Origin of the sequence: Shewanella goraebulensis, from assembly GCF_030252245.1 — a bacterium.
GTDB lineage: Bacteria > Pseudomonadota > Gammaproteobacteria > Enterobacterales > Shewanellaceae > Shewanella > Shewanella goraebulensis.
Genome location: NZ_CP126972.1, coordinates 4,615,808 through 4,637,403 on the forward strand (window position 1 = coordinate 4,615,808; position 21,596 = coordinate 4,637,403).

The 21,596-nt window shown below is 41.9% G+C and carries 22 protein-coding genes; 12 read left to right on the plus strand and 10 right to left on the minus strand.

What is annotated here, in order from left to right; genetic code table 11:
* Positions 1-50 precede the first annotated feature (50 nt).
* Positions 51-1,409 (minus strand): tetratricopeptide repeat protein, encoded by a 1,359-nt coding sequence (locus tag QPX86_RS19450; protein WP_285165206.1) that lies wholly within the window; start codon positions 1,407-1,409, stop codon positions 51-53.
* 80 nt (positions 1,410-1,489) lie between these two features.
* Positions 1,490-2,221 (minus strand): hypothetical protein, encoded by a 732-nt coding sequence (locus tag QPX86_RS19455; RefSeq protein ID WP_285163662.1) that lies wholly within the window; start codon positions 2,219-2,221, stop codon positions 1,490-1,492.
* Positions 2,222-2,416: 195 nt separating this feature from the next.
* Here QPX86_RS19455 and QPX86_RS19460 point away from each other — a divergent pair, with 195 nt between their 5' ends.
* Entirely contained in the window at positions 2,417-2,947 is a 531-nt protein-coding gene (locus QPX86_RS19460) for a DUF2780 domain-containing protein (protein ID WP_220753276.1), read from the plus strand.
* Between the two features lie 129 nt (positions 2,948-3,076).
* The gene (locus QPX86_RS19465) at positions 3,077-3,526 is read left to right on the plus strand and encodes a tellurite resistance TerB family protein (protein WP_220753275.1); all 450 of its coding nucleotides are present in this window, start codon (positions 3,077-3,079) and stop codon (positions 3,524-3,526) included.
* A 105-nt stretch (positions 3,527-3,631) separates the two neighbouring features.
* Here QPX86_RS19465 and yjeH read toward each other — a convergent pair whose 3' ends face one another.
* On the minus strand, positions 3,632-4,900 hold the full coding sequence (gene yjeH / locus QPX86_RS19470) for an L-methionine/branched-chain amino acid transporter (RefSeq protein ID WP_220753274.1): 1,269 nt from the start codon (positions 4,898-4,900) through the stop codon (positions 3,632-3,634).
* Positions 4,901-5,193: 293 nt separating this feature from the next.
* Here yjeH and QPX86_RS19475 point away from each other — a divergent pair, with 293 nt between their 5' ends.
* The 5 genes from QPX86_RS19475 to menE all read left to right on the plus strand — a co-directional run bounded on the left by QPX86_RS19475 (position 5,194) and on the right by menE (position 11,002).
* Complete coding sequence (locus tag QPX86_RS19475; RefSeq protein WP_220753273.1) at positions 5,194-5,622, plus strand: Lrp/AsnC family transcriptional regulator; 429 nt, start codon at positions 5,194-5,196, stop codon at positions 5,620-5,622.
* 152 nt (positions 5,623-5,774) lie between these two features.
* Positions 5,775-7,505 carry a 2-succinyl-5-enolpyruvyl-6-hydroxy-3-cyclohexene-1-carboxylic-acid synthase gene (menD, locus tag QPX86_RS19480; RefSeq protein ID WP_285163664.1) on the plus strand — a complete coding sequence of 577 codons (1,731 nt, stop codon included), beginning with the start codon at positions 5,775-5,777 and terminating at the stop codon, positions 7,503-7,505.
* Entirely contained in the window at positions 7,505-8,275 is a 771-nt protein-coding gene (menH, locus tag QPX86_RS19485) for a 2-succinyl-6-hydroxy-2,4-cyclohexadiene-1-carboxylate synthase (protein WP_285163665.1), read from the plus strand. The genes menD and menH overlap by 1 nt, the downstream gene beginning before the upstream one ends.
* Positions 8,276-8,329: 54 nt before the next feature.
* Positions 8,330-9,484, plus strand: coding sequence for an o-succinylbenzoate synthase (menC, locus tag QPX86_RS19490; RefSeq protein WP_220753270.1), 1,155 nt, complete (start codon positions 8,330-8,332; stop codon positions 9,482-9,484).
* A 12-nt stretch (positions 9,485-9,496) separates the two neighbouring features.
* Entirely contained in the window at positions 9,497-11,002 is a 1,506-nt protein-coding gene (gene menE / locus QPX86_RS19495; protein WP_220753269.1) for an o-succinylbenzoate--CoA ligase, read from the plus strand.
* 177 nt (positions 11,003-11,179) lie between these two features.
* Here the strand turns inward: menE and rpoH are convergent, their stop codons facing one another.
* From rpoH to ftsY, 4 genes are all read right to left on the minus strand, one after another.
* A complete protein-coding gene (gene rpoH, locus QPX86_RS19500) occupies positions 11,180-12,043 on the minus strand; it encodes an RNA polymerase sigma factor RpoH (protein ID WP_220753268.1) in 864 nt (287 codons plus the stop codon).
* A 240-nt stretch (positions 12,044-12,283) separates the two neighbouring features.
* Positions 12,284-13,249 (minus strand): permease-like cell division protein FtsX, encoded by a 966-nt coding sequence (ftsX, locus tag QPX86_RS19505; protein ID WP_220753267.1) that lies wholly within the window; start codon positions 13,247-13,249, stop codon positions 12,284-12,286.
* A complete protein-coding gene (ftsE, locus tag QPX86_RS19510; RefSeq protein WP_220753266.1) occupies positions 13,249-13,941 on the minus strand; it encodes a cell division ATP-binding protein FtsE in 693 nt (230 codons plus the stop codon). The genes ftsX and ftsE overlap by 1 nt, the downstream gene beginning before the upstream one ends.
* A 6-nt stretch (positions 13,942-13,947) precedes the next feature.
* Positions 13,948-15,597 carry a signal recognition particle-docking protein FtsY gene (gene ftsY / locus QPX86_RS19515; RefSeq protein ID WP_285163666.1) on the minus strand — a complete coding sequence of 550 codons (1,650 nt, stop codon included), beginning with the start codon at positions 15,595-15,597 and terminating at the stop codon, positions 13,948-13,950.
* Between the two features lie 178 nt (positions 15,598-15,775).
* On the opposite strand from ftsY, the gene rsmD reads away from it, so the two are divergent.
* Both rsmD and QPX86_RS19525 read left to right on the plus strand, forming a co-directional pair.
* On the plus strand, positions 15,776-16,357 hold the full coding sequence (gene rsmD, locus QPX86_RS19520; RefSeq protein WP_220753264.1) for a 16S rRNA (guanine(966)-N(2))-methyltransferase RsmD: 582 nt from the start codon (positions 15,776-15,778) through the stop codon (positions 16,355-16,357).
* A gap of 9 nt (positions 16,358-16,366) precedes the next feature.
* Complete coding sequence (locus QPX86_RS19525) at positions 16,367-16,654, plus strand: DUF1145 domain-containing protein (RefSeq protein WP_220753263.1); 288 nt, start codon at positions 16,367-16,369, stop codon at positions 16,652-16,654.
* A 316-nt stretch (positions 16,655-16,970) separates the two neighbouring features.
* Here QPX86_RS19525 and QPX86_RS20685 read toward each other — a convergent pair whose 3' ends face one another.
* From QPX86_RS20685 to QPX86_RS19530, 3 genes are all read right to left on the minus strand, one after another.
* Positions 16,971-17,069, minus strand: coding sequence for a NapC/NirT family cytochrome c (locus QPX86_RS20685; RefSeq protein WP_299574919.1), 99 nt, complete (start codon positions 17,067-17,069; stop codon positions 16,971-16,973).
* A gap of 98 nt (positions 17,070-17,167) precedes the next feature.
* On the minus strand, positions 17,168-17,266 hold the full coding sequence (locus tag QPX86_RS20690; protein WP_220753262.1) for a NapC/NirT family cytochrome c: 99 nt from the start codon (positions 17,264-17,266) through the stop codon (positions 17,168-17,170).
* Positions 17,267-17,364: 98 nt separating this feature from the next.
* Positions 17,365-17,928 carry a NapC/NirT family cytochrome c gene (locus tag QPX86_RS19530; protein ID WP_220753259.1) on the minus strand — a complete coding sequence of 188 codons (564 nt, stop codon included), beginning with the start codon at positions 17,926-17,928 and terminating at the stop codon, positions 17,365-17,367.
* Between the two features lie 761 nt (positions 17,929-18,689).
* Between QPX86_RS19530 and QPX86_RS19535 the strand changes: the two genes are divergently transcribed.
* From QPX86_RS19535 to QPX86_RS19545, 3 genes are all read left to right on the plus strand, one after another.
* Complete coding sequence (locus QPX86_RS19535; RefSeq protein WP_259651268.1) at positions 18,690-19,016, plus strand: hypothetical protein; 327 nt, start codon at positions 18,690-18,692, stop codon at positions 19,014-19,016.
* Between the two features lie 113 nt (positions 19,017-19,129).
* Complete coding sequence (locus QPX86_RS19540; RefSeq protein WP_285163667.1) at positions 19,130-19,720, plus strand: heavy metal-binding domain-containing protein; 591 nt, start codon at positions 19,130-19,132, stop codon at positions 19,718-19,720.
* 23 nt (positions 19,721-19,743) lie between these two features.
* Positions 19,744-21,591: an efflux RND transporter periplasmic adaptor subunit gene (locus tag QPX86_RS19545; protein WP_285163668.1), complete on the plus strand. Its 1,848-nt coding sequence runs from the start codon at positions 19,744-19,746 to the stop codon at positions 21,589-21,591.
* Positions 21,592-21,596 lie beyond the last annotated feature (5 nt).

The following is a 21,596-nucleotide window of genomic DNA, read 5'->3' on the forward strand; positions in this document are numbered from 1 at the left end:
TGATTTTATCAAATACAAACCAATAATTTATCTAATCTTAGAGAGTAAAATTAAGCCAAGATTCCTTGTGCATGAATCAAAGATTTAAGCTCTTCATCGCTAGGTTTAAGCGCGATGACATTATCAATTTGAATTTGCAGCGATTGCCAAATCGGTTCGATAATCTCGGCTTGTTCATCATTAGCATATTGTTTAGCAAGTTTAAGCAATGAGGCCGATTCAACCACATCAATGCGTTTAAATACACCATCAGCAAGCGCTACACTTAGCTCTATCATTGCAGGTACACTGCGGCCGTAGTTAATGACATCACGTAAATAACGCTCAGCTAAACACACATCAGCGCCTAAGCCAGAATCATCGTTTAACATGTGTTGAGCGCGGGTAAACATGGCATCAAGTTGCCCTTGCTCTGCCGCTTCTGCTAACCAATGTTCGCTGGTATTCGCGTTAGCTTCGCAACCTTCGCCGTTAAACAGCATTAGCGCTAAATGGTATTGCGCATGGGGGTAACCAGCCTGCGCAGCTTTATTAATCCACTCAAAGGCTTTGTCTAACTGTTGCTGCTGATAATATAGTACGCCAAGGTTAGACATGGCTTCGGTGTTTTCAGCTAATGCCGCTTTTTCAAGCCATGTAGCTGCTACGGTTAAATCAACGCTGAAGTTTTCACTGCCAACTAAGTAGAAGAAACCTAATAACGCTTTAGCTTCAACCACACCTTCTTTAGCAGCACGTTCAATGGCAAGCTCACCTGCTACGGCATTTTTACTGCCGTTGTATCCGTGAAGTAATGCAACACCGTGCTCAAACAAAGCTTGTTGATGCTTATCTGACGCCAATTCAAACCAATTAGCGGCTTGTTTGAAGGTACTGACTGATTCAGCATGCTCAGCTGCTTCTTGATCAAGAGATTGCTCTTGTTCTTGCTGCATTAATGCTTTTGACTTAAGCGACATACCCACTAAGTACTGAGCTTGATGATCATTATGCATAACGGCTTGATAGCAAAGTTCACGACCTACAAACGAGTCAAAAGCTTCAAACTGATATTCAGGCGCTTTTTTACGATGGATTTTAGGGTAAAGCAGGGTAATTAACGACAAGATATTCTTGATGGTTTTCTCAGCGAGTGAGACTAATTGATCTTGGGTTAAATGGTATTTTTCAGGATGCGCGCCACGATTACCGTCACTTCGCAGTCGATGCAATGCACGCGTCGTTGGTACGTCAATAAAACGCATGCGATTTAACTGTTCGATGCGGTCATAGAGATTAGGGCTATTAAATTTTACTGACTGTTTTTCTGCCAGTAATGAGGTTAATTGATGGGTAAAGCTGCGAACAAACACCAAAGCTTGGGTTGGAATATCCCTGACATAGCTTTTAGCTTTGGTGTAATCATCCATTATTTCAGCTGAGAAGCCGCCAATAAACTCAATATCATTTAACACTGGCGGTTACTCCTCTGCTGTCATTCACTATTCAGTTAGATTTCAGTGGTATCAGATTCACTTTCATCTGTATTACGGTTAACCATATACAATCTAAATAGCGCAACGTTAACGAATAGTCCTAAAAATGCGAACAAGGTATCAATAATAACTCGTAGCGGGAATCCACCGAACTCGGTTAACTGTAAGACGATGCCACCGACCATTGAAAGCGGTAGATATAACATTAAAATCATCATCGTTTTCAATACGATTGGTGACGAAAACTTAAAGCTACTTTTAATGGCTTCTAATGGTGATACACGCTCAACAATGACCATAAAGTTAACGTAAGCAAGACGTGCGAACAGATAAAAACTAATACTTAAACCAATAATCCAAAATGGTCCAAATACTGCAAATAACATCACTGGCGCTAATATAGCTAAACCAGAGAATACCCCGGCAAGTAAAAGTGGTGGCACAAAGGTAAAGCTATTTTTCAGTACTAAACCTGGGGTGACTTCGTGTCCGCGTGAACGAACTTCCAGATATAGAGTTAACGCAGCGATAAGCAACGAGAAGATGAGTAATAGCACCATCATAGCAGCGCCGTGAATAGCACCAAATTGTGGCACCTCAACTTCAGCTTGTGCTGCCAGCTCACCGCCAAGCCAAACTTGGATCATGACCTGAATTAACAGTAGTGGCACTGTAAGTGACGCAAGCTGCGCCACGTGGTTACGAAAGAAATTATATGCTTCAGTCAAAATTGCAGACAATGACATGGGATTTCCAATAATCTAAATAAGACAAATATGCTGCTAAGGATACCGAAAAAACTGCGTTTTTGCACAATTGATATTGTTGCAGCGTAAAGTTAGTTAAATCATTTGTCACATTTTTGTGAATAACGTTAAAATGGTCACAGGATCACGAAAACTAACCTTTAATCATTCAACATGAACCACAGGATGGCCACGATGAAATTAAGCCCAGCAGTAAGTCTTTTAGTTGCGATGTTTGCAGTTACTTCTCCAGCACAAGCGGGTTGGTTAGACAGTATTTTTGGCACTGAAGAAAAGAAAGTAGAAAAAGTAGAAACTACTACAGATGCACAATCTGCTGATTTAGTTGGCAATGTGATGTCACAACTTGGACTGAGTAAAGACCAAGCTGAAGGCGGCTTAGGTTCATTGCTAAGCCTTGCCCAGTCTAACTTAGGCGATTCTGACTTCAGTCAATTATCAAACAGTATCCCTGGTGCTGACGCTCTTTTATCTGCTGTTCCCGCTTTATCTTCAGATGACGGTATGTCTGGTCTTCTATCTCAAGCTGGTGATTTAGGTAAATCTTTTGAAGGCGCAGCAATGGTATACGATGCGTTTGAAGAGTTAGGTATTAAAAAAGAATACGTTGCTCCAATGGTTGATATCGCTAAATCTTACTTAGAAACCAATGGCACTGAAGGGACAACTGATTTGTTAATGAAAGGCCTTGGCTCACTGCTTTAAGCTTGATATCGATAGAGGATTAATTTTAATTAATGCCGAGCTATTCGCTCGGCATTATTGTCTCTGTTAAGCTTATCTTATACTTGTTCAATAATAATGCGTCTCACTTGCTGGCGTTTAGGAGGCAATATGATCGCGAAACTGAAACAGTTTTTACAGTCGCACACCCAAGCAATCACCCCAGAAGAGCAAGCTAAACAGCTTAACCTTGCTGCGGCCAGTTTATTGCTTGAAGTCATGTATGCCGATGAAACGCTCGACGAGCAAGAAGTAGCAATGTTGCCTGATATGCTCAGTAGCAGTTTAGGCATGAGTCTCACCGAAGCCAATGAGCTCATTGATGAAGCAAAGCTTGTGCAAGGCAATGCGACCTCGTTATATGAATTTACCGCTGAAATTAACGCTCAATTCTCGATTGAACAAAAGCAAAAATTACTGCTTTGTATGTGGAAACTTGCTTATTCTGACGGTAAATTATGCCGTAATGAAGACCAAATCATCCGCCGCACTGCTGACTTACTTTACTTAAAGCACAGTGAAGTCATTCAAATGCGTAATATCGCCATGGAAGAACGTTAAGCCTTTTAAGGCGTAAATCAAAACAATACCCAAAAAAAGCGCGGCTCCAGTAACAGAGTCGCGCTTTTATCATTTTTGCCGTTTTTAATTAAGATACTGAATAAATTACGCCGCTTGCTTACGGTGTTGATGTTGTTTTTGCCAATACATAAATGGCGCTACCACCAATACCAGAATAAACGAATACAACATGTTTTCAGCCAGAGCGATACCCACTCCGATACAAAATAGACAACCGCCCACCACTAAGGGTAAAAAGCGTTTACTGAGTAATTTAACCGCTGACAGCATGGTCAATAAGTAGATAATCACAAATACGCCATTGCTCCAAGCAATCAAATCTTCTAGCTTTTGTTCAGTCACAAAAGTAAACGTAATCACCACTACCATGGTTACTAAAATGGTCATTAAGGCGCGTAAAGGCACGCCGAATTGATTGAGCTTACTAAAGTAACTTGGCAGCACACCTTCCTTACTAAAGCTCCAAAGCAAACGGGCCGCACTGGCGCAATACACATTAACGGTAGCAATACCGCTGGCGATCCCTAAAATACCAATGACTTGTGCTCCCATGCCTTGCCATACAAAGCTGCCCAATAAAGCATCAAAGGCATGGATCATTGCTAAGCCTTGTTTATCACTCGGCACCATTAGCAGCAATAGAGTACAAATAAGATAAATGATCCCCACCAGCACTGTGCCAATCATCATCGCTGGTAACATGTCTTTTTTAGGGTTTTTAAAATCATTAGCCAAGTGTGTCATGGCTTCGATTCCTAAAAAGCTCCAAAAGCCAATCCCCATTGCCAGCATCACAGTAGAGACTTCAGGCGTTGCTATATTCGCTAAAGTTTCAACTTCACTGACATTGGTTCCACTGGCGCCAAATAACACTGCAACCACTGCGACAATCGCTAACGTCAACGCAAACTGCAGCTTAGCAGAAACCTGAATACCGCGGTAATTTAGCAGCAAAAGCACCACCACAATGGCAAGTTCAGCAGCAAGTTGTCCCCAGCCCGTAATAGACACCAAAGCATCCATAAACTGGAAGGTCATCAAAATGGCCGCAGGGGCTCCAATAGGAATCACAAACAAGAAAATTAACCCAATGGTTCTTCCTGCAGTAGTGCCAAATGCTTTCTCAATGAAAAAAGCAGGCCCTGCCGCGTGGGGGAAACGGCTAGCTAACAAACCAAACACCACAGCCACAGGCAAAATGGCGACAGTAAGAATAACCCATGCCAGTAAAGCGCCACTATTGGCGACAGCAATGGTCATTTGCGGCAATATAAATACCCCAGTACCAAGCAAAGTGGTGGCCATCAACCCGGCGCCTTGCCAGCGCCCTATCGTTCCTGTAATTTGATTCATTGGCTTATTCTATGGTGAAGTTTGAAAGAATTATAAATTGAATTGAGTAAACAAACTGCCGTTAATGCCCCGCAAGTTTACCTATAAAACCGACATTATGACGTCATTAGCAAAAATAACCGACTATATGTTGGCAGTATAATGGCAATAGATAAAAAGACAGCTTGTAGTATTGATGATTAATCATCTAAATGTTGGCATACCCTTCAGTATTTAAAGATTAAAATTCAGTACCAAAATAATTAATTCTCAGTAACCTGCAATGAGTCTTAAACAAACGATGAGGAAGTAGCATGGATAAATTTGATCAACTCATTATTAATGCATTAAGAGCCAATGCTCGCCAAAGTATTTCTCACATCGCTGATACCGTCAGCTTATCGCGCAGCGCTGTGACCGAGCGGATTAAAAAGCTGGAACATTCAGGGATAATTCGTGGCTACCAAGTACTATTAAGTGAGTCGCAAAAAGAAGGCGTGTCAGCCTACTTTGAAATTCAACATGAACGGGCAAATTGTGCCGATGTCGTACATGTATTTCATGCAATTCCTGAGGTAATAACTTGCCAAGGCATTACCGGTGAAATGGATTTACTGGTTTACGTTAATGCAGCTTCGATGAAACGACTCCACGAAATTCGTGAATTTATTGATGCGCAAGCAGACATCATCAAAATTAAAACCCACGTGGTCATGAGCGAATGGATTAACAATCAAGCGTAACGCACATTTTCAGATTAATTATAATGAAAATAGCCATATATATACTGAAATACGGCTAAGATAAGATGTAGTTTCCAGCTCAATTTGAGCCTACTCTACGTGGTTTATACGATTCAGTTTCAACATCAATTTACAATTGGGTATTTAAGACTATGCAAACACAGCCAACTTCTGACATCAATTTACTTTGGGGTGCCTTAATCCTTGAAGAGCTTGCCCGTCTTGGTGTGAAACACGTTTGTATGGCACCAGGTTCACGCTCAACCCCGCTCACGTTAGCTGCTGCAGCTCAGGATAAACTTGAACGTCATCTGCACTTTGATGAGCGTGGATTAGGCTTTATGGCCTTGGGGTTAGCAAAAGCCAGCAATAGTCCCGTTGCGATTGTCACCACTTCAGGAACCGCGGTTGCGAACCTTTACCCTGCCATCGTTGAAGCTTGGCTGACCCAAGTCCCTTTAATTGTACTAAGCGGCGATCGCCCTCCCGAGCTCATTGGCTGCGGCGCAAACCAAGCCATTATTCAACCGGCAATTTTTGCCGACTATGCTAAGCAAGTAAACCTGCCGACACCAGACTTGGCCATTAGCCCCAATACTTTGCTAACAACTATTGATGAAGTTGTCGCCAACCAAACTCAACCGGTACATTTTAACTGCATGTATCGCGAACCCTTATACCCAACAGAATTAGAAACCTTAGCTCAACTGGCTAAATCAGCTTTATCAGGTTATGTCACTCCCATCGCTGATTGGCTAACGCATAGTTACCCTTACACTGATTATGGCCAAATCTCAGCCTGTAACGTGCCAAGTGAAGACACCATGATGCGTTTCGTCCATGGTAAAGGAATAATTGTCGTCGGCACCTTATCGCCACAAGATAAACCGCAACAGATTATTGAATTAGCGCAGAAGCTTGGCTGGCCTATAGTGGTTGATGCTCAATCGCAGTTAAGACAACACCCAAGTATTATCGGCCATATTGACCAATTAATGCTAAACCCAAAAGCAGCTAAATTTGTTGAACAAGCCGACAGAGTACTAGTCTTTGGTGGGCGATTTATCTCAAAAAGGCTGATTAGCTTTATTGCCCAGCAGCAATGGCACAGTTACTGGCAAATACTGCCAACGCAACAACGCCTCGACCCGAATCATCAATCAAAGCGTATTTGGCAAGCCAGTGTTGCTGAATTATGTAGTGCATCATGGCCTCGTTCGTCTTCAGCTCATTGGGCTTTGCCATTAATTGAAATGAACCAACAACTCGAAGCTTTGCTCACCCAACACATAGATCAAAGCAGTTTTGGTGAGCCTCAAGTGGTGCGCCAAATCGCCAAAGTTCAAACGTCGAATCATCAATGGTTTATCGGTAATAGTTTGCCTGTTCGTTTATATGATATGTACTCGCCAATTACCTGCGATACACCAAATATCTATACCAATCGCGGCGCTTCAGGCATCGATGGCCTAATAGCTACAGCTAGTGGTATGGCATTGGCGACCAAACAGCCAAGCACCCTACTCATTGGTGATATATCAAGCTTGCATGACCTTAACTCGTTAGCCATCACTAAGCACATTAACAATCCGTTAGTGATTGTTATTTTAAATAATGATGGCGGCAATATTTTCAATTTATTACCTGTGCCTAATGAAGCAGTAAGAGATGAGTATTACCGCTTGAGTCACGGACTGGAGTTTGGCTATGCAGCTGCCATGTTTGGCTTGCCGTATAACCAAGTGGACGATTTAACCAGCTTTAATGAAGCTTATGCTGATGCAATGGCCTATACAGGTACTTCAGTGATTGAAGTGAATGTCAGTCCAAATCAAGCAAGCGATCAAATAAAGCTCATTGCACAATGGGTGAAACAACACTAATGCCAACCATTAAACGTTACGGTGACACCGCTTTACCTGCACTGGTTTTATTACATGGTTTTTTAGGTTCTAAAGAAGATTGGCAGGCAAGCTTGCCTGTTTTAAGCCAGTATTTTCATTGTATTTGTATCGATTTACCCGGCCATGGCGAAAACGAGCAGCTACTGCCAACACCGGGGTTTGAAGCGCTAGCCAATACCATTACCGAGAAAGTGATTAATTTAGGCTATCCGCAATTTCACCTGTTGGGGTACTCACTAGGTGGCCGAGTTGCCCTGCACATTGCCAAATATCACCCTCAAGCATTATTAAGTTTAATGCTGGAGGCGGCACATTTAGGTTTATGTTCGACTCGCGATAAACAAGCGCGCCTCAAGCACGATCAAAAATGGGCGGACAAGCTTAATAACATGCCAATAAGTGTGTTCTTATCCGAGTGGTATAAACAACCAGTATTCGCAGATTTAGAGACTAATACACGTGAGGAACTCATCAGTATTCGCAGTAAAAATAACCCTCAAGCCTTACTGCATTGTTTTCAGAGTACTTCGCTTGGCTTACAAGATAATGGCCAAAAAGTACTGAAACAATTACACTGCCCGACATACCTCTTGGTGGGCGAGCAAGATAATAAGTTTTCAAAGCTTGCGGAAAAGTGGCAGCAAAAAATCGATTTATCGGTTATTGCTATTCCTAACTGCGGCCATAACACCCATAAGGCTCAGCCACAGATGTTTGCAGCAAGGATAATTCAGCTGCTTTACCCTTAAAAATTCTGGCAAACATTAAGCTGTCAGTACCTGATTTAAAAGGACGTACGCTTCATGCACACTGATGACCATTCCTCTGACGAGATTGAATCTAATCTAGGCGATAATTCACGAGCTAATATAGATTCGTCAAGTACAACACAGACTCAAGCTGCCATCATCAGTGAGCTTACACTGCATCGTTATAACATCGCCCTGTCACCAAGATTACCAGTGGCAACTCAGCGAATAGATCAACGATTTGGCCTCCTGCTCAGTGCTAAGTTAGATTCAGGTGTAAGCAATGAAGTAGAAATTAGCCCATTGTCAGGACTCGATATTGACGCTAAACCATTAACAGGTTTTAGCTTAGAGACACTTGAGCAGGTTACTAATGAATTAGAGCAACAACTACCTAGGCTAATTAGTAAACCGCTAACAGAACTCAACTTAGTTGCCAATAAAATCAGCTTACCTTCAGCAGCGTTCGGGCTCAGTTTACTCGCGCTTAAGTTTGCTCCTTCATTTCAATATGTACATGTTGACGATCGAAAAATAAGTTTATTTTATTATCAACCAACTATGACAGACGATGAGCTGACCGCAAAAGTACAAGCACTACCCAAACGTACTTATGCGATAAAAGTTAAAGTGGCTCAAGCAAGCATTGAGCAAGAAATTCAGTTTATTCATCAGATATTATCGATAAACCCGAAGCTCAAATTACGCCTAGATGCCAATCAAGGTTTTAGCGCTGAGCAAGCCATTGAGTTTCTGGCTTGTTTGCCTAAAGCCAGCATCGAATATATTGAAGAGCCATGTAAAACGCTAAAAGAAAGCCAATTGGTTTACCAAGCACTCAAAGTCCCTTTTGCGCTGGACGAAACCTTAAACGATACCAACTATCAATTTACCATGCTTGATGGTTTAGCTGCGCTCGTCATTAAACCGATGATTATTGGTAGCATCGACAAGTTAACTCAATTAATTGAAACTGCAACAGAGTATGGTGTTCGCTGTATTTTAAGCTCCAGCTTAGAAGCCAATTTAGGCATTAATGATTTAGCGACGCTAGCGGCGATTTTAACCCCTGATGAAATCCCTGGCTTAGACACCTTAGCTAGCTTTTCCGAGCAGTTAATCCTCGAAAACAATCAAGTAAACTCAAAGGTGAGCCAGCTTATCAATCGCTATAATTGTACGAATAAGCACGATACTCAATCCGATTAACAAGGTTTTGTGATGATTTCTCCACTACACCAAACAGCCCTAAATACACCCAATGCAATAGCAATAAAGCTTACTGAAAGTAGTGCTAATTACATTGGTCTGAATCAAAACGGGGCAATCAGTTATTCGCAGCTGAGTATCATAGTCACCAACTTGGTTGAGTCAATACAAACCCAAGGCGTAGGTCCAAATAGCCGCATCGCATGTATCAGCCGTAATAACCTAGAAATGATTTGCCTCTATTGGGCTTGCGTAGATTTAGGGGCAATATTTTTACCCATATCATCACGTTTCCCAACGGCACAAATCACTCAGTTATGTCAGCGCTTTAAGGTCGACTTTTATTGGTCTGAATCATCATTATTAAAGACTTACAGTAACAACAATACGACTGAGTTAGAGGTTAAGTTAACGACTGCTTCACCCGTTAGTCTTGAGCTGAATGATATAGTTTTAAGTCACAAACCTGTCAATCCGCCAAATATTGATAAACATCGGCCTCTGAATATCATTCTCACTTCAGGCTCTAGCGGCGCCCCTAAAGGCGTGGTGCATTGTCTAGCCAACCACATTGCAAGTGCTGTTGGATCTGCTAAAAATATTGGACTTAAAGAAAATAACAGCTGGTTATTGTCCCTTCCGTTGTTCCATATTGGCGGCTTAGCCATAGTGAATCGTTGCACCCTTGCTGGCGCCTGTGTGGTATTAAGTACTGAACAAGCTTTATGGCAACAAATAACCACGGCTAAAATCAGCCATGTGTCGTTAGTTGCTGCGCAATTAAGCCAAATTTTAGCCCTGCACCCGCAAGCCTTAGATAATGTAGAGGCACTGCTTTTAGGTGGCGGAACCATTGAGCCTCATTTAGTCTCAGCGCTCGCTGACAGGCATATTAATGCTTATTGCAGTTACGGTATGTCTGAGATGAGTTCGCAAATAACCACTGCTTTGATTAACCCTCAAGGACATTTGGGTAAGCCATTAGCCAATAGGCAATTAGAAATTCGAGATGGTACGATTTGGGTTAAAGGTGAATGCTTATTTTTAGGCTATTTAACCAGTGACTCAAGTGGCGAAAGCTCGGAATCGAATAAACCATTATCGCTATCAAAACCAACAGATGCACAAGGCTGGTTTAATACCCAAGATTTAGGTGAGCTTGATGCTAATGGCAACCTAAAACTGCTTGGCCGCGCTGATAATATGTTTATTTGTGGTGGCGAGAACATCCACCCAGAAGAGATTGAAGCAGCGCTAAAATCTCATCCTCAGATCGACAATGCTATTGTATTTGCGCAGGAAGATGCCAAATTTAGTTTATTGCCTGCGGCTATTATTCAGTTTACTCAACCAGAGCAAATATTATCACCAGCAATACGTGATTCATTAGAGCAGCATGTGCTTAATCAGATTGCTCGTTTTAAACGACCTCGTCAATATTACCCTTGGCCAAATGATGTAGTCACTACCAGCCTTAAAGTCCCTCGCAAAGCGATCATTGCAGCTGTTACAAAGTAATCTGTTTAGGCCATTGCTACTTAAACTAGCTTTCAATTCGAGTAATTTCATTGAAACAGCCTGCTCAATGACACCCGCTAAAGCCAACCAGCTATCACGCATGAAGATAAATTTTAGCCATAAAAAAACCTGCCGTAGCAGGTTTTAATGATGTCGTTTCATTTGAAACGCAGGAAACTAGATTTCCATACAAGATTTAAGCTTGTTCATCGCATTTTTTTCAAGCTGTCTGATACGCTCAGCAGACACTTGGTAAGTTGATGCTAATTCTTGCAAAGTGGTTTTATCATCGTCTAACCAGCGCGCACGTAAAATGTGCTGACTACGCTCGTCTAATGTTTTAATTGCTGAGAATAAACGTGCTTGAGAATCAGATTCCCAGTTTTCGTTTTCGACTTCAACAGCTACATCAGATGAATGATCTTCTAAATAATGAACTGGTGCAAAATCAACACTGCTGTCATCGTCATTGTCGCTGGCTAAATCAAATGCAGGATCCTGCGCCGCCATACGCGACTCCATTTCGGTGACGTCTTTTTTAGACACCCCTAGGTTCTCTGCTACCATGCCGACTTCTTCATCGCTAAACCAGCCCAAACGCTTTTTAGTTTTACGAATATTGAAGAATAATTTACGTTGCGCTTTAGTCGTGGCAACTTTCACGATACGCCAGTTTTTAAGCACATATTCATGAATTTCAGCTTTAATCCAATGCACAGCAAAAGACACTAAGCGTACGCCAACACCAGGATCAAAACGTTTTACCGCTTTCATCAAGCCGATGTTACCTTCTTGGATAAGATCTGCTTGTGGCAAGCCATATCCAGAATAACCTTTCGCCACATGCACAACAAAGCGCAAGTGAGACATAATCAATTTCTTTGCAGCTTGTAGGTCGCCCGTCTCTTGCAAGCGCTTGGCTAGCTCATGCTCTTCTTCTGCCCCAAGCATCTCGATGCCTGTGACTGATTGCATATAAGCTTCTAAGCTGCTACTTCCCCTAGGGACAGTGAGTGACATAGATTGCGATTGAAAGGCCATTAAAGCTCCTACTATTTACTGCGTTTTTAACACTTATGTAACTTAAATATTTTAAGTCAAGTGGTGAACTATCTATTATCGGACAACATATGTCAACAGTGGTTCAACACAAGTCTGCGCACAAATCGAGCGCTGAATTATACTCTGCTGAAATCAAAGCAATTGCAAGTGAACAAATGTTCATTTTTAGTCCAAAATAATCTTACCAGCGTATTTTACTCACTTTGTACGACAGTAATATTAAGATGGTTCAATCGCACGTAAATGCTGTCTAACCGACAAATATGAGCCTAACCAGCCCAAGAAAGAAGCCAGTAAAACCAACTTAACTAACTCAGCAAGACTTAATGCCTGAATTTGTAGTTGGCTGCCATATAAGCCCAATAGTTCAGCTAAAGCAGAATCAAGATACCAGACTAAAATATTAATGATGATCCATGCGAGCACGCCGCCAATCACCCCATACCAGATTCCGGTATATAAGAAGGGCCTTTGAATAAAGGCCTCAGTTGCACCGACTAACTTCATCACTTCGATTTCGGTGCGGCGGTTCATAATCGCTAATCGAATCGTGTTACCAATCACCAATACCACAGCCAAGACTAATAAGGCGGCAATAGCGAGCACCGTACGCTCAATGAGTCTCACCATAGCTTGTAGACGCTCTAACCATTCAATATCTAAACGGCCAAAACTCACTTCAGGCTCACGCTCAAGTTGTTCCAGTAGCTTTCTGGCACCTTCTGGGCTTGAGTGACGCGCTAACGGTGTAACAACCACAACTGCAGGTAACGGGTTACTGTCTAAATAAGATAGTGCTTCACCGAAACCTGAAAGACGCTGGAACTCTTCGAGTGCTTGATCGCGATTGATGTAATGCACCACATCGACTTCGGAATAGACATTGATCCGCGAAATCAGGCTTTGTATTGATTGCTCACTACGACCTTCATTAATAAATAATGAAATCTCAGCGGCGTTGTTCCAAGACTGAGTAATATTTTCGGCATTTTTAACCAACACTTGTAATGCAGCCGGTAGGCTCAAGCTAACTCCAAGGACAGCCATGGTCATAATGGATGACACAGGGTTACGCCATAATTCACCAATACTCGCCATGGCTTGTTGAATATGACGCACAAAAAACATCACCAAGCGTCCAGTAAAAGGCAGTTTGCTGGCTGTAATCTTAACTTTTTTAGTCATTAAATCTGCCCCTGCGTTTCAGCTGAATAGATTTCATCACCACCAAGCATTTTGCCTTGGCGTAAAGTTAAGGTGCGGTATTTCATTCGTGCAATTAAACCCAAATCATGGGTCGCAATAAGAACGCTCGTCCCTGCATCATGGAAGGTCTCAAACAAACGTAGAATATCCATTGATAACTTAGGGTCTAAGTTACCTGTTGGCTCATCGGCTAGTAACAAAGGTGGTTTATTAACGATAGCACGAGCGATACCTACACGTTGTTGCTCACCACCAGATAACATCACCGGTAAATGACGTTCTTTGCCGTAGAGGCCAACCATATCTAATGCGCCAGCCACACGTTTACGAATTTCGCCGTGGGAAAAGCCTTCAATCACTAATGGTAGTGCCACATTATCGAACACGCTCTTATCCATTAACAAGTGATGATTTTGAAAAATCATACCGATATTACGGCGAAGGTACGGCACATGTTTCTTACCAAGCTTGGCAGTATCATGACCGTTAATGGAGACCTTACCAGCACTAGCACGCTCAATAACTGTGATCAATTTGAGCAAGGTACTTTTACCTGCGCCAGAATGTCCGGTTAAAAAGGCCATTTCACCTTGTTGAAGACGAAAATTCACTTCAGAGAGTGCTTTTTGGCCACCCGGATATATCTTACTGACTTGCTCAAAATGGATCATATGTGACTATTCTGCCTTATCCTGACTAAATAATGCTTCGATAAAATCGTTTGAATTAAAGGTACGTAAGTCGTCAATCTGCTCACCAACACCGATGTGGCGGATAGGGATATTAAACTTATCTGCAATGGCGAAAATCACCCCGCCTTTTGCCGTGCCATCTAACTTACTAATCGTTATACCTGTAACGCCTACCGCTTCTTGGAATAACTGCGCTTGGCTAATGGCATTTTGCCCCGTACTCGCATCAAGGGTTAGCATGACTTCGTGCGGTGCATTCGGGTCAAGTTTTTTCATGACACGAACCACTTTCTTGAGCTCTTCCATCAAGTGACCTTTGTTTTGCAAGCGCCCTGCTGTATCGGCAATTAATACGTCAACATTACGCGCTTTAGCCGCTTGAAGTGCATCAAATAATACTGACGCACTATCGGCACCAGTGTGTTGAGCAACAACAGGGATTTCATTGCGCTGTCCCCATACTTGTAATTGCTCAACAGCTGCCGCGCGGAAGGTATCACCCGCAGCTAACATGACAGATTTGCCTTGTTTTTGATACTGTTTTGCCAATTTACCAATGGTAGTCGTTTTACCTACGCCATTGACACCAACCATTAAAATAACGAATGGGCCGTCGGTATTTTCAGGCACCAAAGGAATGGCCACAGGATCAAGAATCGTCTGCATTTCATCACGCATTAAATCATAAAGCGCTTCGGCATCTTTAAGCTGTTTACGTGACGCACTGTCAGTAAGGCTGTCGATCAGACGTGTTGTGGTTTCTACGCCAACATCTGCAATTAATAGTTGTTCTTCTAGCTCTTCAAACAACTCATCATCGATTTTTTTACCGCTGAAGATCCCCATAAAGCCACTACCAATGTTTTCACTGGTACGTTTAAGACCACGCTTTAAGCGAGCAAATAGGCCTTCTTTAACGGGTTTAGCTTGAGGCTCTGATACTGCGTCTTCAGTTTGAGCAGTTGCTTCATCTTCAAGTCGCTGTGCTTCAATTCCCTCTGCCTCAACACGTTCAGCTTCTTCTTGTGCTAACTGCTCTTCTGCCAAGCGAGTTTGTTCAGCAACGCGTTGTTGTTCAGCTAATCTATCTGCTTCAATTTTTTCTTGGGCCGCTTTTTCTTGAGCTGCTTGCTCAGCAGCAAGACGTTCTGCCTCTATTTTTTGTGCTTCAGCTTTTTCTGCAGCTAAGCGTTCAGCCTCTAAACGCTCCATCTCTAGACGCTCTGCTTCTAATCGCGCTAACTCGACGCGCTCAGCTTCCAATCTTTCCGCTTCAAGCTTTTCTGCTTCAAGTCTTTCTTTTTCAAGACGGCTTTTCTCTTCAATACGCTGCTGTTCAGCTAAACGCTCTGCTTCAGCACATTCTTCTGCTGCTTTTTGTTCTGCAGCAAGACGTTCGGTTTCCAAACGCTCCGCTTCAGCTTTATCGACTGCGGCTTGTTCTTGAGCAGCCTGCTCTTGAGAAGCTTTTTCTTGAGAAGAATGGTCGGCAACTTGTTGCTCAACAGCCGCTTGCTCAGAGGTTTGCTCTATACTTGTAGTATCTATTTGCTCTTGTGCGTTCTCGGTTGTAACGTTCTCTTGTTCTTTGGTTTTGTCTTTACGAAACCACGAAAAAAAACCTTTCTTTGCCATGTCTACTACCAGTGCTTATTGAGCTAAAAAATTCGGAAAAATATTCTCGATAACCTATAACCTATAATGTCAGAAGGATTGCTCACCTTTACGCATCAGTTTGGTATAAAATATCGAGTATTCTAATTGGTTGCATAGTCTACCACTTTCTTTGTTCAGGCAAAATCACGAGGGCAAAATGTCCAAAAATAAGTCCGCCAGCGGCCAGGTCAGGATCATTTCAGGACAATGGCGTTCAAGAAAACTTCCTATTCATGACCTTGAAGGCCTTCGTCCAACCACAGATCGTGTTCGTGAAACCTTATTCAATTGGTTGGCTGGTGATATCAGTGGTGCAAGAGTATTGGATTGCTTTGCAGGTAGTGGGGCGCTTAGCTTAGAAGCATTATCACGCTATGCTACCTACGCTCGTATTTTTGAACTGCAAGCCAGTGCCGCTAAACAACTACAACAAAACTTACAGACATTAAAATGTGAAACCGCCGATGTCGTTAATGGTGATAGTTTAGCGCTGTTAGGAAATGTTAATAAAGATAAAGGGTTTGATATCGTATTCGTCGACCCTCCTTTTCGTAAAGGTCTCGCTAATAAAACCATTGCATTGCTGGATGAAAAACAATGGTTAAATGAAAATGCACAAATTTATGTCGAAACGGAATCCGACCTAGCTCACCTCGAAGTCCCGAATACATGGGTTGAACTTAAACGAAAATCGGCAGGACAAGTCACCTACCGTTTATTCCAATATCAAATCGATTAAAGGTTAACGATGAAATTTTTTATTCTGGCAGGTAAAAGCTTTACTCTGCTTACTTGGTTGGTGATGTTTTATAACCTGTTCATGCCATTTGAAGGTCAAGTGAGCATTATTCTCAACATTCTGTTGTTGATTACTGCTTTTATGCACTTTTTCCAATTACTGATTTTCCATACTATGTTCAGCACGCTACTGAAACTTAAGTTTGTGGATTTCATTAAAGTCTATTTCACTGGGGTATTCGGCTTACTTGAGTATCGCCAAAAAGTTATCGACTTACCTAAAACTGAAGGTGAATAAACAATTTTAATCAATGAGATAGTTTATTTAATCCAGCTTATTAGCCTCACATTAGTGGGGCTTTTTTGTATATTCAAGTCATCATATCTCTACCTTTAGTTCATCACTCCAACCTGAAAGCTACCGAATGATGCTCAACAAACAAAATAGTTATGACAATCTACACAAGTCTTTCTGCCTAGAATAAAAGTCGCCTTCTTGCAGTGCTTTGAGCTCACAACACTAAATCGCAGTCATAAAAAAAACTCACCGAAGTGAGGCTTTATTACATCTTCGGGTCATCACTCCCGATTCACTCTTTATTGTGAAGGTCGACTTACTTTTTAGGGTAAAGGTGAGCAACACCTTTATGACAATCTACACAAGTTTTTCTGCCTGAAATAAAAGTCGCCTTCTTGCTGTGATTTGAGCTCACAACACTAAATCGCAGCCATAAAAAAACCTCACCGAAGTGAGGCTTTATTATATCTTCGGGTCATCACTCCCGATTCACTCTCTATTGTGAAGGTCGACTTACTTTTTAGGGTAAAGGTGAGCAACACCTTTATGACAATCTACACAAGTTTTTCTGCCTGGAATAAAAGTCGCCTTCTTGCAGTGCTTTGAGCTCACAACACTAAATCGCAGCCATAAAAAAACCTCACCGAAGTGAGGCTTTATTACATCTTCGGGTCATCACTCCCGATTCACTCTCTATTGTGAAGGTCGACTTACTTTTTAGGGTAAGGGTGAGCAACACCTTTATGACAATCTACACAAGTTTTTCTCTTGTCGCCTTCTTGCTTCGCGTTACGCTCATGCATTCTTTTCGCCATTTTCTTCATATCTTCTGGTTGGTTTTCGTAGATACGAGTATGACAATGTTGGCAGTTAGCAGAATCAGTCGCTTCGAAATATTTAAGCGCTAAGTCAGCTTGCTCTTTACGGTTTTCATCTAACCAAGCCTGCGTATTGAAATCTTTAATTGTCATGAAACCATATAAATCTTTAGATACAATGATTTTCTTAACCAAGTAATCAACTGGGCCGTGTGGAAGGTGACAATCTTGACACTGAACAGTCACACCAGCGCGACCGCCGCCATGTGCCGAAGCTAATACTTCATCTTTCAATGAATGGTTACTGTGACAAGTCATACAGAACTCATCTGTACTTGTCGCATGTAAAGTCTGTTGGGTAGCGAAGTAACCCACTACGCCCATAACCACACCGACTATAATCAGTGCGATAATTGAATATTTTGCGCTTGGTTTGAAAAGTGCACGCCAGTTCATCGGTCATCTCCAGTAAAAATTTTTAATTTATAATTCTTAAACTCTAAAATATAATTTTTAAATTCTAAAAAATAATAATTGTATTCTAGGTGGTTTTAGCCTTAAAAAAACGATTTAAGGACATGTTTTAATTAATAAGTTGCCATATTATGCTCAAAATGAGAGCTAGATCTAATAAACCACAATATTAGTGATACAATCCAACTTACTTAAACCTAATACAAGCCGAGCATATTGGCAAAGATTCTTTAACATTCTTAGTAAGGTTCATATAAATCACATTCATGATAAAAGTAATGAACTATCATTAACTTAATGACTCTACATTTTAGGTTCTTGATTGGTTCGAGGCTTTAGACAATTGTTAAAGTCTGAAAGTGTTAACAAAACATACTTACTTGGTTGGATATGAACACACTCATATTGTTATCACTGTTTTAATTAACTGAAATTTACCAATATAGGGTCAAGGTGAAATTAACTAACAAGGTTGTTATTCGCTCAAAATGGCAATTCGGTTAGTGATTGTTTTAGTGCTATCACTTAAGACGTCGATATCAGCTCTGTAGTTTACTGTTTTAACGACAGAATCCGTACAAAGTAAAAACGTGAACTTTATCAACACATGATGTGAGAACTATTGCTAAACTCAACGCTGCTTTTTTATTGGAATATTCATGTTTAACAAACTTCGTCATTCATTTATAGTTTTTACACTGCTCACAATGTTGAGCCAGGTGATGCTAACTAATGGTTCATTGATGATAAGCAACGCCCAAGCTCATGAAGCTCCAATGCAAAGCATGCAAGTCGAAACACATCACCAGCAAACCAATCAAGCCGCAAATACTGACTGTTGTAAAACAGCGCAGATTGCACAGCAAGCTATTGAATCAACGCACTGTTGTGAAGGTAAGATGAGCTGTGAACTCGATTGTAATCATTGTTTGGTGATAACAGTAACAGGTACGTTGTTAAGCTTTTCACCTTGGCCAGGTAACAACATATCCGACATTGCAATGGCTACTCCAATGCCTCATTTCCACTCTATCTCTTTGCTGCAAGATCTAAGACCTCCAATAGCCTAATTCGCATCGTTTTAGCCCTATTTTAATCTTTTTAATTTCGCAAAATATTTGTGCCGCCTTGCTATTGCGCTGATACGCAACAGTTCCGGCCATCTCTATGATGGAGTTACGTTATGAAAACCTTTATTAGTATGGTATTAACTACCTTTCTGTTTTTTACATTGTCCCCTGCGGTTTCTGCACACGAGCATAAACATGATCACGGCATGCATCAGAGTTCATCAACTCAGACTCATGCTGAATATGTCTGCCCAATGCATAAAGATGTCACAGGTAAAAAAGGCGACACCTGTCCTCAGTGCGGTATGTATTTAGAGCAAACCCAAGCTCCAACTAAATGCTGTGACAACTGCCCAAACAAGGCTGAGTCAAAAGGCAAATGCTGTGATAACTGTCCGAACAAGGCTGAATCAAACGGCAAATGCTGTGATAACTGCCCGAACAAGGCTGAATCAAAAGGCAAGTGTTGTGATAATTGCTCGAACAAAGCTGACTCAAAAGGCAAATCTTGTGACAACTGCCCTAACAAAGCTGAGTCAAAAGGCAAATCTTGTGATAATTGCCCGAACAAAGCTGAGTCAGCTCACACACATGCGTGCCCAATGAACCCCGCTATTACAGGGAAAGCTGGAGACACATGTCCAAAGTGTGGCATGAACCTAGAGCCAATCGCTAAGCAAACAACAGAGCACCAGCATCACTAAGAAATAAAGTGGAGATAGGCATTATGAGTACATTCATATTTTCAGCATTCAGGAATTATGCTGTTGGTGCATTAAGTTTGGTATTAATAGCGACGCCACAAATAGGACTAGCCCAAGAGTCACAATCAATGGCAAGCCAAGCAACATCATCGCAGAAACTACAAAACAATTATTACTGCCCAATGCACCCCGAAGAAACCAGCCATGAGGCTGGACGATGCTCGTTGTGCAATATGTTTTTAGTCAAAGAAGAGGCTGCAATTAAAGATGAACATGCAGAGCATACACATAACTCTGCACAAACATCATCACAGAACCAGCAAAACAATTATTACTGCCCAATGCACCCCGAAGAAACTAGCCATGAGGCTGGACGATGCTCGCAATGTAATATGTTTTTAGTGAAAAACGAGACAACAAATAAAGATGAGCATGCTGAGCATGCACAAACATTACCACAGAACCAACAAGACAATTATTACTGCCCGATGCACCCTGAAGAAACTAGCCATGAGGCAGGACGATGTTCGCAATGCAATATGTTTTTAGTCAAAGAAGAGGAAGAGGAGTCAAGCGTAGATGAACATGCTGGTCATGCACATCAAGCTGTATCAGAGCAACAATCGGCTTCGGCTTCAAATGCAACTGGAACTCAAACCAAAGCAGACGCATTACTCAGTCAGCCCAAGCCTACATTGAAAGCAGCTCAGTCAAATGATGAAGCCAATATAAAATACGTTTGTCCAATGCATCCCCATGTCATTTCAGATGAACAGGGTACCTGTCCAATATGTGGGATGGATTTAGAAAAAGTTACCATGGGCGCTTCAACAGGTGAAGAGCTCACCGTTGATGTTTCAGGCGGGATGCAGCAAGCCTTAGGCATGCGCAGTGAACAAGTTACCAAAGGAACCTTATGGAAGCTTGTCAAAACCATAGGCACCGTCGAATACAATGAAAACCGTATCGGTCACGCCCATACTCGTGTTGACGGCTGGCTTGAAACTTTAATGGTGCACAATGTCGGCCAAAAAGTGAAGAAAGGCCAACTGCTCTACGAGCTTTACTCACCTGAGTTAATCACCGCCCAAGATGATTACATGCAAGCTGTTGACTACCTTAAGCAAGATAAAAACCGCGGCGCGAGTTTACTGCGTAAAGCGCGTATGCGCCTTGAATTGTTAGGCGTCAGCAATAGCACAATTAAGCAACTTGAACGTACTGGTGAAACCATTTACCGCGTCCCTTATTATGCGGACCAAGACGGCTTTGTCAGCAAGTTATCTGTGCGTCACGGCATGTTTGTAGAGCCTGGCACTACCTTATTTGAAATCGTCGATTTAAAAAGTGTCTGGGTCATTGCAGATGTATTTGAAAACGAACAAAGCTGGCTTGAGCTAGGTCGACCAGTTGAAGTCACTTCAGCTGCTCAAGGTATTTTCGATTTAGAATCGACTATTGACTACATTTACCCTGAACTAGACCCTGTTTCGAAAGCTATGCGTGTGCGCATCAAGCTCGATAACCCAAGTAAGCTGTTGAAACCCGGCACATTAGTGGATGTGAAATTGTTCGGTGGCCCTAAGCGCGGAGTATTATCGATCCCAACTGAAGCCTTAATCCAAACTGGTCGAGAAAATCGAGTCGTTGTGCAGCGTGACGACAATAGCTTTGCCTCTGTCGCAGTAAAAGTTGGCATGATAGCCCAAGGCAAAGCCGAAATTATCGACGGACTGCAAGATGGTGAAAAAGTGATTGTTTCAGGACAATTCTTACTCGATTCAGAAGCCAGTATTCAAGGTAGCTTACAGCGCTTAAGTGGTGGTAACACCAAACCTGAACTTACACCTGATGCGCACGCACATCACTAATCGGA